The 15,446-nt window shown below is 71.5% G+C and carries 14 protein-coding genes; 9 read left to right on the top strand and 5 right to left on the bottom strand.

The features are described 5' to 3' along the window. Together FLL47_RS42120 and FLL47_RS42115 are read right to left on the bottom strand one after the other, a co-directional pair. Positions 1-840 (bottom strand): non-reducing end alpha-L-arabinofuranosidase family hydrolase (locus tag FLL47_RS42120; protein WP_222106445.1); only part of this gene is annotated, 840 nt, incomplete at its 3' end. Positions 841-1,288: 448 nt separating this feature from the next. Then, a complete protein-coding gene (locus FLL47_RS42115) occupies positions 1,289-2,821 on the bottom strand; it encodes a sigma-70 family RNA polymerase sigma factor (protein WP_144128300.1) in 1,533 nt (510 codons plus the stop codon). Positions 2,822-3,742: 921 nt separating this feature from the next. On the opposite strand from FLL47_RS42115, the gene FLL47_RS42110 reads away from it, so the two are divergent. Further along, complete coding sequence (locus tag FLL47_RS42110; RefSeq protein ID WP_281286799.1) at positions 3,743-4,147, top strand: Fur family transcriptional regulator; 405 nt, start codon at positions 3,743-3,745, stop codon at positions 4,145-4,147. Between the two features lie 33 nt (positions 4,148-4,180). Continuing rightward, positions 4,181-6,409 carry a catalase/peroxidase HPI gene (gene katG, locus FLL47_RS42105; RefSeq protein WP_144128298.1) on the top strand — a complete coding sequence of 743 codons (2,229 nt, stop codon included), beginning with the start codon at positions 4,181-4,183 and terminating at the stop codon, positions 6,407-6,409. Positions 6,410-6,475: 66 nt separating this feature from the next. Here katG and FLL47_RS42100 read toward each other — a convergent pair whose 3' ends face one another. After that, positions 6,476-7,171, bottom strand: coding sequence for a hypothetical protein (locus FLL47_RS42100; protein ID WP_144128297.1), 696 nt, complete (start codon positions 7,169-7,171; stop codon positions 6,476-6,478). A gap of 165 nt (positions 7,172-7,336) precedes the next feature. On the opposite strand from FLL47_RS42100, the gene FLL47_RS42095 reads away from it, so the two are divergent. The 5 genes from FLL47_RS42095 (at position 7,337) to FLL47_RS42075 (ending at position 11,556) form a co-directional block, all read left to right on the top strand. Further along, a complete protein-coding gene (locus FLL47_RS42095; RefSeq protein ID WP_222106444.1) occupies positions 7,337-7,963 on the top strand; it encodes a helix-turn-helix transcriptional regulator in 627 nt (208 codons plus the stop codon). Positions 7,964-7,995: 32 nt separating this feature from the next. Beyond that, entirely contained in the window at positions 7,996-8,448 is a 453-nt protein-coding gene (locus FLL47_RS42090; RefSeq protein ID WP_144128296.1) for a DUF3291 domain-containing protein, read from the top strand. Between the two features lie 142 nt (positions 8,449-8,590). After that, positions 8,591-10,501, top strand: coding sequence for an alpha/beta hydrolase (locus FLL47_RS42085; RefSeq protein WP_186316250.1), 1,911 nt, complete (start codon positions 8,591-8,593; stop codon positions 10,499-10,501). Positions 10,502-10,603: 102 nt separating this feature from the next. Next, a complete protein-coding gene (locus FLL47_RS42080) occupies positions 10,604-10,891 on the top strand; it encodes a DUF1905 domain-containing protein (RefSeq protein ID WP_144128294.1) in 288 nt (95 codons plus the stop codon). A 50-nt stretch (positions 10,892-10,941) separates the two neighbouring features. Next, entirely contained in the window at positions 10,942-11,556 is a 615-nt protein-coding gene (locus tag FLL47_RS42075) for a dihydrofolate reductase family protein (RefSeq protein ID WP_144128293.1), read from the top strand. A gap of 39 nt (positions 11,557-11,595) precedes the next feature. Here the strand turns inward: FLL47_RS42075 and FLL47_RS42070 are convergent, their stop codons facing one another. After that, complete coding sequence (locus tag FLL47_RS42070) at positions 11,596-12,456, bottom strand: SAM-dependent methyltransferase (RefSeq protein WP_144128292.1); 861 nt, start codon at positions 12,454-12,456, stop codon at positions 11,596-11,598. A 102-nt stretch (positions 12,457-12,558) separates the two neighbouring features. On the opposite strand from FLL47_RS42070, the gene FLL47_RS42065 reads away from it, so the two are divergent. Then, a complete protein-coding gene (locus FLL47_RS42065) occupies positions 12,559-13,305 on the top strand; it encodes a class I SAM-dependent methyltransferase (RefSeq protein ID WP_222106443.1) in 747 nt (248 codons plus the stop codon). A 100-nt stretch (positions 13,306-13,405) separates the two neighbouring features. Here the strand turns inward: FLL47_RS42065 and FLL47_RS42060 are convergent, their stop codons facing one another. Continuing rightward, positions 13,406-14,665 carry an MFS transporter gene (locus FLL47_RS42060; RefSeq protein WP_144128290.1) on the bottom strand — a complete coding sequence of 420 codons (1,260 nt, stop codon included), beginning with the start codon at positions 14,663-14,665 and terminating at the stop codon, positions 13,406-13,408. 102 nt (positions 14,666-14,767) lie between these two features. Here FLL47_RS42060 and FLL47_RS42055 point away from each other — a divergent pair, with 102 nt between their 5' ends. Then, entirely contained in the window at positions 14,768-15,319 is a 552-nt protein-coding gene (locus FLL47_RS42055; RefSeq protein WP_144128289.1) for a TetR/AcrR family transcriptional regulator, read from the top strand. The last annotated feature ends 127 nt before the right edge of the window (positions 15,320-15,446 follow it).

The following is a 15,446-nucleotide window of genomic DNA, read 5'->3' as shown; positions in this document are numbered from 1 at the left end:
GCCCCACTGGTAGGCGAGTACCCAGATGTTGCGGGGGGCGAAGTAGAACAGCGATGGTGCGACGGTGGCGGACGACATGGTGTTCTGGCTGGCCGAGGCCATGTCGGACCAGTTGGTGAACAGGCTGAAGTTCATCGAGCCCCAGGTCGATCCGTTGTCGTGCGTGGTGGCGTAGACGAGCTGCCTGCCGTTGTAGGGGGCGGTGGTGAAGTCCTTGAGCGAGACCCAGCCCGACTTCGGGGTCGCCAGCACGCCCGTCGACGTCCAGCGGTAGCTCGACGGAAGCGTGCACGAACCGTTGGGCGGCGGGCTGGACGGCGGCGGGCTGGACGGCGGGGTGCTGCCGACCTGGACGAGCTGCCATTGCTGGTTGTTGCCGCCCCAGTCGTCGTACTGGACGATGTTGGCGCCGTCGGCGGTGGAGGCTCCTTGGACTTCGAGGGCCTTGTTGCTGTGCCGGCTGATCAGGCGGACGTAGCCGCCGGCGGAGTCGGCCAGGCGCCATTGCTGGTTGTTGCTGTTGTTGTCGGTCCACTGGACGATGGCTCCGCCGTTGGCGGTGGAGAAGTTGTAGACGTCGAGGACTTTGCCGGAGTGGCGGGACTTGAGCCGGTAGTAGCCGCTGCCGGAGTCGACGAACTGCCACTGCTGGTTGTTGGCGGTGCCTCGGGTCCACTGGGTGATGCGTCCGCCGTCAGCGGTGGAGAAGTTGTAGACGTCGAGGGCTTTGCCGCTGTTGCGGTTGACCAGGATGTACCAGGCACTGGTGTCGACGGTCGCGGCCTGGGCGCGGTTGCCCGTCAGGGCGATGAGGCCGGCGCTGAGCAGGGCGGTGACCACTACGGTGATCACTGCCGCGCGCCAGGCTTGTCGCCGGGAGATGGTGGGCGTGATGGTGCTGATGCCGGTCACGGCATCCTCCTTCGATATCGGTGCGGCCTGTCGGCCGGTCGAGGACGCGACGCAGCGCCGCGGGCCGGCCGATGGGTGCGGCCGTCCGCGGATGCGGTTGCGAGGAAGATCACGGGGGGACTCGGTTATCGGTCACACACGCACCATGGAGCACGTCGTTGAAAGACGTCGCCCTGCTCCGAATGGTGCTGATGGCGGTGTGACGCTCGCGCGTCCAGCCGTCCCGTCAGTCGAATGTGAACGATAACAACGCCGTCGTCAATACCGGCGAAAATGTTTCGGAAGGGGTGGCCCGCCTGACGGAACATCGGCCGACGTCAAAGCACGTTCGTGCCACCCGACCGGACACGACCCGGTCGGGTTCGACTGCGTGGCCTTATCCCGCCAGCGGGGGCCGGATCCGGAAGGAGCTGGCGGCGCGGAAGGCGGCGGTGCCGTCGGACTGGTCGACCCACAGTTCGCTGCCCCGCCGGTGCAGGAACCAGCCGGGGTAGTTCGAGGATTCCAGCAGGACCGTCGTGGCCGACGAGCCGGGGCGTACGCAGAAGGTGGCGTCCCCCTCGAAGAGCTCGGTACCCGCGTTCGGGTTCAGCCGCAGCCGCCAGGACGCGTGGCGCAGGTAGCGGCCGTCCGGGCTGCGGAAGGAGAAGCACTTCGCATCGGCCAGGCCCGCCACGACCAGGAAAGTGGCCTGCTGGCGGGCCGAGATGCTGCTGGCGCTCGACAGCGGGGTGAGCACGCCGAGGGCGGCCGTGGTCGTGACGAAGAGCCCGGTCCCGTCACCTGCCTCCAGCGAGGTCGGCCCGACCGCCAGCACCCGCGCCGGGCTCCGTGCCGGGCTCGGCGCCGCACGGCCGGGGCTCGGGCTGGGACGGGGTGATGGACTCGGCGGGATCGCGGCGGGCGAGTACTGGGTCGCCGTGACCGGCGGGGGTGGCGGCGGCGCGGCCGTGGGCCAGGTCATCACGGCGAGCGTGCTGCCCGCGACCACGGAACCCGTCACGGCGAGCGTCGCGATCGGATGAACCGCCAGGACGTTCGTCAGGTGGCCGATGATGCCGGCCTTGGCGGCCCCGGTCAGCGCGGTCGCCGAGGCCGCCGTCGCCAGCCCGGCCTTGCCGAGCACGGCCGTGGTGAGCGCGATCGGGACGGGCAGCAGCGCGAGTCCGATGAGCAGCTGCTCGGCGGCCGGCAGCATCCCGGAGTCCGGAGTGCAGGTGTCGCATGCCTGGATGTGCCGGGTAAGGCGCTTGCGCCAGGTCGCCCCGGGTACGCCGTCCCAGCTCGCCACGAGACCGTCGAGATCGAGGCAGCGCGGGCGGGAGTCGAGGGCCGCGACGAGGGCGCGACAACTGTCGAACTGCCGGCGCATGCGCTGGACGCGTACCCCGGCGTGGGCGACGCTGACCCCGATCGCGGTCGCCAGCTCGCTGCGCGTCAGGTGGCCGGCCACCTCCAGCCACCACAGCGACAGCAGCAGCCGGTCGTCGTGGTCGAGCCACTGCGCGGCGCGTGCCGCCTGGCGTCGTTGCTGGGAGACGCCCAGCCGCAGCATCGTCAGCCCTTCGAAGGGCGCGCCGGCGTCGGGTGTGCCGACCAGGTCGGCCAGGTCGCCGGTGTGCCGATCGGCGGTGCGCCGCCGGTGCAGATGGGTGCTGACCTGCCGGACGGCTATCGCGCCGAGCCACGCGCGGAAGCTCGCCGGGGTGCGCAGTTCCCGCAGTTCCCGTACCGCGCGCAGCATGGAGTCCTGCACGGCGTCGTCGACGTCGTCCTCGGCGTCGAGGGCTCTGCGCGCGATGGTGTAGACGAACGGGAGATACGCCTCGATCAGGGTGTCGAGCGCCCGGCGGTCACCGGCCTGTGCTGCGACGACGAGCGCCGCCTCGTTCGAGTTGTTGGGTGGCATTCTCCGCATCGCTGTCGTCGGTGGATCGGGGTGGTTGACTCTGACGGAGTTCCGGGCGTCGCGTCAAGATGCCGATGGACGCCTGTGGAAGTGCCTGTCCCGCGTCGGAGTGGATCGGCGGCCCGTCGTGGGCTGCGACCACCGAGCCATGTCTCGCATAACACTTTTCCGCGACAACATTTCCTCCGGATGTGCTCGGAAGGCGGGTGCGGAAAGTGTTATCCAGGTCCTGTATGGAAGGTCGCCTGCGAAGTTCTCTCGCGCTGTCGAATGGCCGCGAGAGTGGTCTCTGGCTGCGCGTACACCGTTATTTGCGGGCGGCGATGTGGCGGGTCAAAGGTGTCGGCGGGCGGAGTTGCCGGATGCCCCTTGATAGCAGGGAAACATTCTGGCAATCTCGTCGAATATCGATGGGACCGATCCTATGGATTCAGGGAAGACGAGCAGCAGCAGGACAGGAGCATAAATATAGATTGATATCGATATAAGCGTTCGAGGTGGCGTCGCCCCGCTCCTCGTCTGCTGAGCCGTCCCGGCCAACCCTTTCCGATCCGACCCCTTCCGTCCGGCCCTTCTGGCCGCGCACGTCCCCCTGCGCCACCGTCGTCGCCTGCCCGCTGCTGTGCGGAAATGCCGTGGTGGCGTCGTTACCCGGTCTGGCGCGATGCCGCCGTGGATCTGCTGCCGTGCGGTCATGCCGCCCACGCCGGAGCGACCGGATGTTGCGACGGTGGCGCACGCGATCCATCTTCTCCTGTTTACTATGCTGTTAGATAGTTGTGACCGTTTCTGAGGGCTGAGTGTGTTTGTGGCCCGGCGGCCCGCCGGCTGACACGCGGCAAGATCAGCGGCTTATTCTTGACTCATTCCAGAAAACGGGCCAGACTACGGGACGTGCCCGCGACCCTGGACTTCGAGCAGATGCTGCGCGAAGCCGCGTTGCGGGTGACCCGTCCGCGGGTCGCCGTGCTGGGCGCGGTTCTCGCGCATCCGCACGCCGACACCGACTCGATCATCGGCGCGGTGCGTCGCGGCCTACCCGAGGTGTCCCACCAGGCCGTGTACGACTCGCTGCAGGCGCTGACGACCGCGGGCCTGGTGCGGCGTTTCCGGCCCGCCGGGTCTGTGGCCCGCTACGAGTCACGGGTCGGGGACAACCACCACCACATGGTCTGCCGGTCATGCGGGCTCATCGCCGACGTCGACTGCGCGGTCGGCGACGCGCCCTGCCTGACCGCGTCCGACGGCAACGGCTTCGCGATCGACGAGGCCGAGGTCGTCTACTGGGGCCTGTGCCCCGGCTGTTCCACCGCAGGCAGTTCCTGAGCCACCTGTCCCGCAAGCCACGGAAGGAATCCGATGTCTGAGAACCACGAAGCCGTCGTCCATGACGCCGAGGCGGGCGCCGAGTCCCGCTGCCCGGTGGCGCACGGACGCGCGCCCCACCCGACCCAGGGTGACGGCAACCGCGGCTGGTGGCCGAACCAGCTCAACCTGAAGATCCTCGCCAAGAACCCGGCCGTGGCCAACCCGCTGGGCGCGGACTTCGACTACACCGAGGCGTTCAACAGCCTCGACCTCGCCGCCGTGAAGCGGGACATCGCCGAGGTCCTGACCGCGTCGCAGGACTGGTGGCCCGCCGACTACGGCCACTACGGCCCGTTCATGGTCCGCATGGCGTGGCACAGCGCCGGCACGTACCGCATCAGCGACGGCCGCGGTGGCGCCGGAGCGGGTATGCAGCGCTTCGCGCCGCTCAACAGCTGGCCGGACAACGGCAACCTGGACAAGGCCCGCCGCCTGCTGTGGCCGGTCAAGAAGAAGTACGGCCAGTCCATCTCCTGGGCCGACCTGATGATCCTGACCGGCAACGTCGCGCTCGAGTCGATGGGCTTCAAGACCTTCGGGTTCGCCGGCGGCCGCCCGGACGTCTGGGAGCCCGACCTCGACGTCTACTGGGGCCCGGAGACCACCTGGCTGGGTGACGAGCGCTACTCCGGCGACCGCGAGCTGGAGAACCCGCTCGCCGCCGTGCAGATGGGCCTCATCTACGTCAACCCGGAGGGCCCGAACGGCAACCCGGACCCGATCGCCTCGGCCCGCGACATCCGCGAGACGTTCGGCCGCATGGCGATGAACGACGAGGAGACCGTCGCGCTGATCGCCGGCGGCCACACCTTCGGCAAGACCCACGGCGCGGGCACCACCGACCACGTCGGCCCCGAGCCCGAGGGCGCGCCGATCGAGGCGCAGGGCCTGGGCTGGAAGAGCACCTTCGGCTCCGGCGTGGGCGGGGACGCGATCACCAGCGGCCTCGAGGGCGCCTGGACCAACACGCCGACGGCGTGGGACAACAGCTTTTTCGAGATCCTGTTCGGGTACGAGTGGGAGTTGTCCAAGAGCCCGGCCGGCGCGCACCAGTGGAAGCCGAAGGGCGGCGCGGGTGCGGGCACCGTCCCCGACGCGCACGACGCTGCGAAGAGCCACGCGCCGACGATGCTGACCACCGACCTGGCGCTGCGGTTCGACCCGATCTACGAGCAGATCTCGCGGCGCTTCCTGGCGAACCCGGCCGAGCTGGCCGACGCCTTCGCCCGCGCCTGGTTCAAGCTGACCCACCGCGACATGGGCCCGATCGCCCGCTACCTCGGCCCGGAGGTCCCGGCCGAGACGCTGATCTGGCAGGACCCGGTGCCGGCGGTCGACCACGAGCTGGTCGACGCGGCCGACGTCGCGGCCCTCAAGGCCCAGATCCTGGCCACCGGGCTGTCGGTGTCCGAGCTGGTCTCGGCCGCGTGGGCGTCGGCGTCGACGTTCCGCGGCAGTGACAAGCGCGGCGGCGCCAACGGCGCGCGCATCCGCCTCGAGCCGCAGCACAGCTGGGAGGTCAACGACCCCGACCAGCTCGCCCGGGTGCTGCACGCCCTGGAAGGTGTCCGGCAGGCGTTCGACGCCGCCCAGACCGGCGGCAAGAAGGTCTCGCTGGCCGACCTGATCGTGCTGGGCGGGGCCGCCGCCGTCGAGCAGGCCGCCAAGAGCGCCGGTCACGCGGTCGAGGTGCCCTTCACGCCGGGTCGCACCGACGCGTCGCAGGAGCAGACCGACGTGGAGTCGTTCGCCGCGCTCGAGCCGACCACGGACGGGTTCCGCAACCACCTCGGCAAGGGCGTCCGCCTGCCGGCCGAGTACCTGCTGATCGACCGGGCCAACCTGCTCACGCTGAGCGCACCCGAGCTGACGGTGCTCGTCGGCGGCCTGCGAGTGCTCGGCGCGAACACCAAGCAGTCCACGGTCGGCGTGCTCACCGATACGCCGGGCACGCTGACCAACGACTTCTTCGCCAACCTGCTCGACCTGGGCACGGCGTGGAAGGCCGTGGCCGGGGAGGACACCTTCGAGGGTGTCGACCTCGCCACCGGCAAGGTCAAGTGGACCGGTAGCCGGGCCGACCTGGTCTTCGGCTCCAACTCGGAGCTGCGTGCGCTCGCCGAGGTCTACGCGAGCGACGACGCGAAGGAGAAGTTCGTGCGCGACTTCGTCGCGGCGTGGGTCAAGGTCATGAACCTGGACCGGTACGACCTCGTCTGATCCGTCTCGACGACGAAGCCCGCCGGCGTGGATCGCCGGCGGGCTTCGTCGATGTCGGAGCGGGTGTCAGTACTTCATGACGCAGTAGACGACCGTCGGGTGCGTGAACCGGTACCAGTGGTTCCACTTGTAGTCCTGGGTGCACTTGTCGCCGTTGGACCCGCCGGGCACGATGTCGACGATGTGCACGGTGCCCTTGGCCTTGCACTTCGTCGCGGCGACGGCGAATTCGGTGTCCGTCGGGAGCTTGTAGCAGTAGTTGCGCACCAGGTACAGCTCCAGGCAGAGCCGGTAGCCGCCGGTGGTGATCCAGGGCCCGTCCGGGTCGGAGCAGGTGCCCTGCGCGCGGTCGACGGACAGGACCCGGTAGGTCCCGCGCGTGCCGTTGCAGTTGCCGACGCCGAGGAAGGCGCCCTTCACGTCCACGGAGATGCAGTCGCCGACGGTGGCCGGCGCGGGCAGTGCCGCCTCCGTCGTCGGGATCACCTCGGGCGGGGAGTACAGGTCGGACGGGGTCGGGCGACCGGTCTCCTGCGTCGACAGCGACGGGCCCGCCGACGGGCTCTCGTCGCCGTTGAGGTAGTTGTAGGCCAATCCGCCCCCGCAGAGGCCGACCACGCACAGCACCACGACGCCGACGATCAGGCCGATGATGAGCGGTGTGTTGTTCTTCTTCAGCGGTGGCGGCGGGGCGCCCACGCCCGGTTCCCAGGGGGCGGGGCCCGGGTAGCCGGGAGGATTCGGCGGTGGAGGCAGCGTCACCCCTGGAGTTTCACATGTGCGGGCAACGATGTGCCAAGCAGCTCATCCACATCAGACAACCGTCACACCCGCCTGCCGCGGGCCGGGGCCCGACGGTCTCCCGGCGCCACCCGGCCGGAGCACCCGCGGTTAGCCTTCGAGCTGGTCAGCAGGCACACTTCGGGGGTGACCGACGATCTCGCCGCGGTGGCCGCGCTGCACGACCCGGTGCGCCGGGCGCTCTACGACTACGTCGCGGCCCAGGGCCGGGCGGTCGGGCGCAACGAGGCGGCCCAGGAGACCGGGATCTCCCGTACCCTCGCCGCCTTTCACCTGGACAAGCTTGCCGAGGCGGGCCTGCTGGAGGTCGACTTCATGCGGTTGACCGAGGCCAGGCCGGGGCCGGGCGGCGGCCGTCCGGCGAAGGTCTACCGCCGGGGGAGCATCGCGCGGACGGTCACGCTGCCCCATCGCGACTACGAGCAGCTGGCCGCGCTGCTCGCCGACGCGGTCCACGACACGGCGGCCGACGAGCGCGCGGTGGCGGCGGCGGGTGCGGCGGGCGAGCGGCTGCACGAGCCCGGCCACTGGCTGGCGACGCTGCGGGAGCGCGGCTACGAGCCCTATGCCGACGGTGCCCGGGTGCGCCTGCGCAACTGTCCTTTCCAGCAGGTCGCCGAGGCGCAGCCGCTGCTGGTGTGTTCGATGAATCTGGCGCTGTGCAAGGGGATCGCCGGTCCGGACGCGACCGCGGAGCTGGATCCTCGGCCGGGTGCGTGCTGCGTCTCGTTTTCTAAAAACAAATCTCGTTGACATAGAACCCCACCGGATGGTCCCCTCGATCCATGCATCTCGCGCAGCTGAACGTCGGGCGGCTGGTCGCCCCGCTCGACGCCCCGGAAGTGGCCGACTTCGTCGCCCTCCTCGAGCCGATCAACAAGCTGGCCGACGACGCGCCCGGCTTCGTATGGCGGCTGACGGCGGCGGACACCGACTCGGCCGTGGACTACCGGCACGACTTCGGCGACGACCTGCTGATCAACATGTCGGTCTGGCGTACCAGGCAGGACCTGTGGAACTACGTCTACCGGACCCGCCACCTGGCCGTGCTGCAGCGGCGCAGGGAGTGGTTCCAGCGGACGGTCGAGGTCCACAGCGTGATGTGGTGGGTGCCCGACGGTCACCTGCCGACCGCCGCTGAGGGTATGGCGCGCCTCGCCCTGCTCGCCGAGCAGGGGCCTGGACCGGGCGCATTCACCTTCAAGGACTTCCACGACCCGGCCGGCGCGCCCGCCTGAGCGCGGCGGCCCGGCGGTCGCGCTCCCGCCGATGCGAGGACCGGATCGCGTCGGCTCTCGTGCCGATTTGCGCCAGATATGCCCGAATCAGTCACTTCGGCAGCCGAGTCAGGGCAGATTGGTCGCAAGGAGAGGAGCCGGGATGGACAGGATTCTCGCCGACCAGACCAAGGCGGCCGGCAGCACCGTGGATCAGCGTGACCAAGACGGGAGCGCGTCGCCGCCGGTAAGACGCTGGATCGCGGAACGGGAGCGGTGGGCGGCCGCCATCGCCGAGCGCGGGGTCGACTGGGACCACCCCCGGACGGTGCACTGGAACGCGGCCTGCGGGACGGAGGCCGCGGCCGACTTCGCGGCCATCCGCAGGCAGGCCCGGACCTACGCGGCCATCGCGCCCGCGTTCGCGGCGGCCGCCCGCCACCGCGAGGACCGCGCCCGGACGGCCGAGGCCATGGGCGACCCGGTCACCGCGCGGGAGAACTACTTCATGGCCGCCGTGCACTGGAGCGCGGCGCAGTGGCCGGGCCACGCCGACGACGCTGCCGACCGCGGTCACCACGAGCGCAAACGCGCCTGCTACAGCCGCTACGCCGAGCTGGCCGACCACCACGTCGAGGCGGTGTCGATCCCGTTCCCCGGGACCCACCGCGGCTCGCTGCCGGCCTGGCTGCACCTGCCGCCCGGCTACACCGGCGGCCGGACCCCGGTGGCCGTCGTGGTGCCGGACCTGGACAGCTGCAAAGAGGCGACAGTGGCCTTGCACGGCGACCGCTTCCTCAGCCGCGGCTTCGCCGTGCTCGCGATGGAGGGACCGGGCCAGTACGAGTGCGCGCTGCTCGGCACCCACTTCAGCGTGCCCGCCTGGGCGCAGGTCGGCACCGCCTGCCTGGACTGGCTGGCCGGGCGGGCCGAGGTCGATCCGGAGCAGGTCGTGCTGACCGGCAGCGGCTTCGGCTCGTTCGCCGCGACCATCGCGGCAGCCCACGAGCCCCGGATCCGCGCCTGCGCCGTCATGGAGGTCTGCCACGAGCCGGGCTGGACGACCGTGTTCGAGCAGGCGTCGCCGACCCACAAGATGCGCTTCATGTACATGACCGGGCACACCGACGAGGCGGAGTTCGACCGGTTCAGCCGCACGATCACCTGGCAGGGGCACGCCGAACGGCTGCGCATGCCGTACCTGGCGGTCGCCGGGGAGGACGACGAGCTCAGCCCGCTCGAGTGGACCCGCAGCCTGCTCGACGCGGTGCAGGGTCCGCGGCAGCTGGTGGTCTATCAGGACTCGCCCCACCACATCGGGGGTGTGCCGTCGGCGCGCCTGGGCCCGTTCGCGTCGAGCCTGGTGGCCGACTGGCTCGCGGCCCGCGTGCGGGGCGACGCCTTCCCCTCCGAGCAGTGGATCATCGATGTGGACGGCCGGATCAACCGGGGCCCGCTGCCCGCCCCCGGGGCCGTGGAGCCGCCCGAGCGGTCCCGGCCGACCGCGCAGCCGGTGCTGACGACGACCGCCGCAGGCCCTCTGCCCGAGCCGCCACCACCGCCGGTCGAGCCCGGGCCGACCGCGCCGTCCAGCGGCACGCCCTCGGCGTCGTCCAACGGGTCCAGGCCCGTGCCGACCGCGCCGTCCAGCGGCACGCCCTCGGCGTCGTCCAACGGGTCCAGGCCCGTGCCGACCCCGCCGCCCAACGGGCCCAGGCCCGTACCGACCCCGCCGCCCAACGGGCCCAGGCCCGTACCGACCCCGCCGCCCAACGGGTCCAGGCCCGTGTCCTCAGCGTCGTCCAACGGGTCCGGGCCTGCGCCGACTGCTTCGTCGCACCAGCCCGAGCCCGTGCCGGCCGCGCCGGTCGAGGGGCCCGGAGCCACGCCGTCCGAGCCCGTGCCGTCCGTCGACAAGGCGGCGCAGCCCGCCGACCGTGCTCGGGGTTCCCGCAAGAAGGGCGGCCCGGCTCCGACCGGCGGCGAGCACCCGCAGCCGGCCATCCGGCACGAGCCTGCCGCGCCGAAGGCGTCGCGCCGCCGGAGCAAGGTGCCCCGCGGATCCAGTTCGTGATCGAGAGCGCCTGGCAGGTGAGGTACACCTGCCAGGCGCTCTGGTAGGGCGGCCGCGTCCGGACCGGACGGGCGTGTCGGTCGGGCTCGTTATCCTGGCCCGATGGACATGGAGTTCAGCGGCGAGATCTTTTTCTGGAGAGGCCCCGCGCCCTGGTATTTCGTGACCGTGCCCGACGAGCACTGCCAGGCGCTGGAAGACGCGTCGTCGCTGGTCAGCTACGGCTGGGGCATGATCCCGGTGACCGCCCGGATCGGCACGACCGGCTGGACGACCTCGCTGTTTCCCAAGGACGGGCGCTACATCGTGCCCGTCAAGGCCGTGGTGCGCCGGGCCGAAGGGCTCGACGCCGGTGACACGGTGACGGTCCGGCTGGACGTGGACGCCTGATCTCCGCCCCGGACCGATGACTTCCGGGCGGCCGGTTCGTCATTACCGGTATGAGACTGACACTCACCGAGTTCGTGACCCTCGACGGCGTCTACCAGGGACCCGGGGGCCCGGCTGAGGACACCACCGGCGGCTTCACCCGCGGCGGCTGGGTGGTGCCCTTCTTCGAAGACTCCCTCGGCGGGTTCATCACCGGCGTCTTCGGCGAAGTCGACGCGTTCCTGCTCGGCCGCCGCACCTACGACATCTTCGCCGAGGCCTGGCCGAAGTCCACCGACCCGAACGACCCGATCGCGACCGCCCTCAACACGCTGCCGAAGTACGTCGCCTCGCGCACCCTCACGCGCGCCGACTGGCACAACAGCACGGTGCTCGGCGGGGACGTGGTGGCGGAGGTCGCCAAGATCAAGGAGCAGCCCGGCCGGGAGCTGCAGATCCACGGCAGTGGCGCGCTCGCGCAGACGCTGTTCGACGCGGGCCTGATCGACCTGGTCCGGCTCATCGTCTTCCCGGTCGTGCTCGGCTCGGGCAAACGCCTGTTCGCCGAGGGGCGTACGCCGTCGCGTTTCCGGCTGGCCGATGTCACGTCGACGCCGACCGGGGTGACGATGCAGACCCTCGAACTCACCGGGGCCCCCGAATACGGCTCCATGGAGGTCGAGTGACCCGGCGCGGCCCTGCCCGCGTGGCGGGGCCGCAGCGGGTCAGCCCCGGCGGCGCAGTTCGAGGAAGCGGTAGCTGAGCAGGTCGTGGATGAGCGCCCACTGCAGCGCGTCGCCACCGACCAGCGACTGCCAGTAGAGGCCGGTCGGGCGGAACAGACGGCCGACCGCCAGCAGCGCGCCGATCCAGCGGTCGCGCGGGCGGCGCAGCTCCAGATACGGCGTCAGGTCGAGGTCGCGCACCAGTTCCAGGCCGTGCGCGGCGGCCATGGTACGCACCTGGCCGACGGTGAGCAGCGAGCCGACGTGCCAGCCGGTGCGGAACTCCGCCATCCGGCGCGCAGTCCGGGGCGAATCCTGTGCGGCGGCGGAGGTGAGGAAGTCGTCGCAGATGACGAGCCTGCCACCGGGCCGCAGGGTGCGGGCGGCCTCGCGGAAGTAGCCGTCGGCGTCGGGGCTGTGGATGAACGCCTCGATGGAGAAGGCAAGGTCGGCGGTCCCGGCCAGGTCGTCGGGGACGGCCAGGTAGTTGCCCTCGCGGCAGCGTACGCGGGAGGCCAGGCCGGCTGCGGCGATCAGCTCCGCCGCCCGTGCCGCCTGCAGCGGGCTGATGGTGATGCCCTCGCCGGTCAGGTCGGTCCGGGCCGCCAGGTAGAGCAGGCTCGCGCCGAGACCGCAGCCGAGGTCCACGACGGACGGTCGCGCCAGGTCCGGCGGCAGGGTGTCGAGCAGCAGCTCGTCGACGTGGTGGAAGGCCTGCGCCCGGGTGGCCACCCCGGGACCCCAGACGGCGCGGTGGATGGACGCGCCGCCCTGCCCGAGCCGCTCGAACGCGGCGGCGTTGTTGTCGTAGTAGCGGCGCACCCGCTCGGCACCCGCTGCCGCATCCGCCTGGGAGGTCATGGCCGCCTACTGTAGACGCTCGCGGCCCGCGCCGCGCGCCGGCGACGGCATGCCCTGCCATATAAGATGCGATGGCATGGTGACGGAAGTAGCCTGTCGGCCGTGACGTTTCAGCAGCTGGTCGACGCCGCGGTGGACACCGTGTGTGAGGGTTGGGACTTCGGTGTCCTAGAAGGACGCTACGTGCAGGGCGCGCCGTCGTGGGACTACCGCGAGATCGTCGGGCAGCCGCTGCGGTCCGCGGTGTCGCTGCTCGACCTCGGCACGGGCGGCGGCGAGTTCCTGTCGTCGCTGGCGCCGCTGCCGCCGGTGACGGCGGCCACCGAGGCCTACCCGCCCAACGTGGCGGTCGCTCGGCGGCGACTGGAGCCGCTCGGCGTCCGGGTCGCCGACGTCTCGGCGGACCCGGGGCGGCTGCCGTTCGGCGACGGCATGTTCGACCTGGTGGTCAGCAGGCACGGGGCGTACGTGCCGGCCGAGATCCGCCGGGTGCTCGCCCCGGGCGGGCTGTTCGTCACCCAGCAGGTCGGCGGCCGTGACCTGGCGGAACTGAACGCCGCCCTCGCCGCCCCGCCGCACACCTACCGGACCTGGGACCTCGACACCGCGGTCCGCGAGCTCGAACAGGCCGGTTTCGCCGTGGCCGACCGGCGGGAGGAGCTGGTCGGCGGGGTGCTGCACGACATCGGTGCGGTCGTGCTGCTGCTGCGGCTCACACCGTGGCAGATCCCGGACTTCGATCCCGCCGGGTACGGGACGCAACTGCGCGCCCTGCACGACCGGCTCGCCGCAGGCGCCGTGCTGCGGGTGCACAGCCACCGTTTCCTGCTGACCGCCCGACCGCGCTGAGCTGCCCGCGCGCTCCACGCCGCAACTCGGGTGGACCTGTGCCCTCCGACCTGCTCGGAGGGCACAGGTCCACCCGACGTCAGCCAGGCGTTCACGCAGCTCATGCCGGGACCGGCACGAGGGCGTCCCGGCGGCCCAGCCGGAGCTGGGTCAGCAGGCCCGCCGTGGCGACCACCACCGCGACCGCGCTGTAGGTCAGCACGGTGGGCAGCAGGCCGAGGGAGGCGACGCCCTGACCGGCGATGATCAGCGGCAGCCCGAAGGACAGGTAGGCCACCAGGAACACCGCGGCGAACAGCCCGCCCCGCTGGTGCGGCTGCGCGTGCGGGCCGACCAGGCGCAGCGCGCCGCCGAACGCCGAGCCGAAGCCGAGCCCGCTGACGGCCGCGCCGAGCCAGACCACGGGCAGCAGGCCCGCGGCGATCCCGGCTGCGACGACCACCGTGCCGACGAGCACCCCGGCGGTGCCGAGCACGGTCGCCCGGCGGCCGTGCAGCCGCCCGGTCATGATGCCGGCGACGGCCGCCGCGCCCGGGGCGAGGAACGCGGTCGCGCCGTTGAGCAGGCCGCTGTCGAGGTGGAAGACGCCGCGCACGATGGTCGGCCCGAGGCCCATGAACAGGCCGGCCATCATCCAGGCCGACAGGTGCACCGGGACGGCGGCGGTGAACTCGCGCCGGGCCGGGTGCGGCACGGTGACCCGGGGCACGAGCGAACCCAGCGCGCCGGGCCGAGGCTCGGACGTCTCGGCGGACAGGTAGAGCACGACCGCGCCCAGCGCCATGATCACGGTGAGGGTGCTGAACACGATCAGGTTGGCGGAGTGGGTGAACTGGACCGCGGCACCGGTGAGCAGCGCGCCCAGGCCGAGGCCGCCCGCCGGGGCGACGCTGCCGATCAGCGAACCCCAGCGGCGGTAGCGCGGCGGGGCCAGTTCCAGCAGCGCGGCGGTGAAGGCGCTGCTGGCCGCGCCGGTGGCCAGGCCCTGCACGATGCGGGCGGCGATGACCCAGCCGAGGTTCGGCGCGAACACGAACATCACCATCGAGACCAGTTCGACCAGCAGCGCGCCGACGAGCACCGGCCGCCGCCCGACGTGGTCGGACAGCGAGCCGGCCACCAGCAGGGCGGCGAGCAGCGCGAAGGCGTACGCGGCGAAGGCGACGGTGAGCATGGACGGCGGAAAGCCCCATTGCCGCTGGAACAGGACGAGCAGCGGGGTCGGCGCACCCGCGGCGAGGTAGAGGGATGCGAACGCGAGCGCGGCGCCGATGAAGGCGATGGTGGGCGACAGCGGGCGGCGGGCGGCCCGGGCGGAGTGGCGGGGCAGGTACGGGGTGGCCCGCTCGGCGATGGTCATGACGTGGCGCTCCCTAAAGCAAAGATCATTGCGTTTACGTCCAGGCGACCGTACGCACAGCACCGGAGTTAAAGCAAATATTTCTGCGTTAGAGTGGGAGTCATGTCTGCCACATCCAGCCCTGCCCGGCGCACCGGCGGCCGCAGCGCCGCCGTGCTCGCCGCGGTGCGCTCGGCGGTCGAGGAACTGGTGCAGGAGCGCGGCACCGCGCAGGTGACCATCCCGATGGTGGCCGAGCGGGCCGGGGTCAATCCGACCAGCATCTACCGCCGCTGGGGCGACGCCGCCTCGATGATCAACGACCTGGCGACGTACCGGATCTCACCGGACCGGGCCCTGCCGGACACCGGCGACCTGCGTGCGGACCTGGCCGCCTGGGCGCAGGAGATCATCGAGCACTTCCGGCAGCCGGCCGCGGCGGCGCTGCTGCGCGGCGGGGCGGCCGCGGCCGGGGCCGGCGACTCGGACTGCCTGCGCAACCGCCGGGCCGAGGCCACCCTGCTGGTCGAGCGGGCCGGTGGCGGGGTGCCCGTCGACGACGTGATCGACCACGTCATCGCGCCGATCGTGTACCGCGTGCTGTTCCGGCCCTGGAGCCTGGAGGAGGACGACCTGGCGGCTGCCCTCGTCGACCGTCTGTTCGCGGGTCGCTGAACCGGCATCCGATCACGACGGAGGGTTCGCCGGGGGCTCCGATGCAGACCGCAGAATCTGAACGAACGGCTTCGCACTGCGGACTTTGCCTCGCGGGTCTGGAGGAGTATCGTCATAGACGTTCCCC

The organism is Catellatospora sichuanensis, assembly GCF_007483665.1.
GTDB lineage: Bacteria > Actinomycetota > Actinomycetes > Mycobacteriales > Micromonosporaceae > Catellatospora > Catellatospora sichuanensis.
Note: the sequence above shows the minus strand (reverse complement) of the source record. Positions and strands in the feature narration are given on the sequence as shown.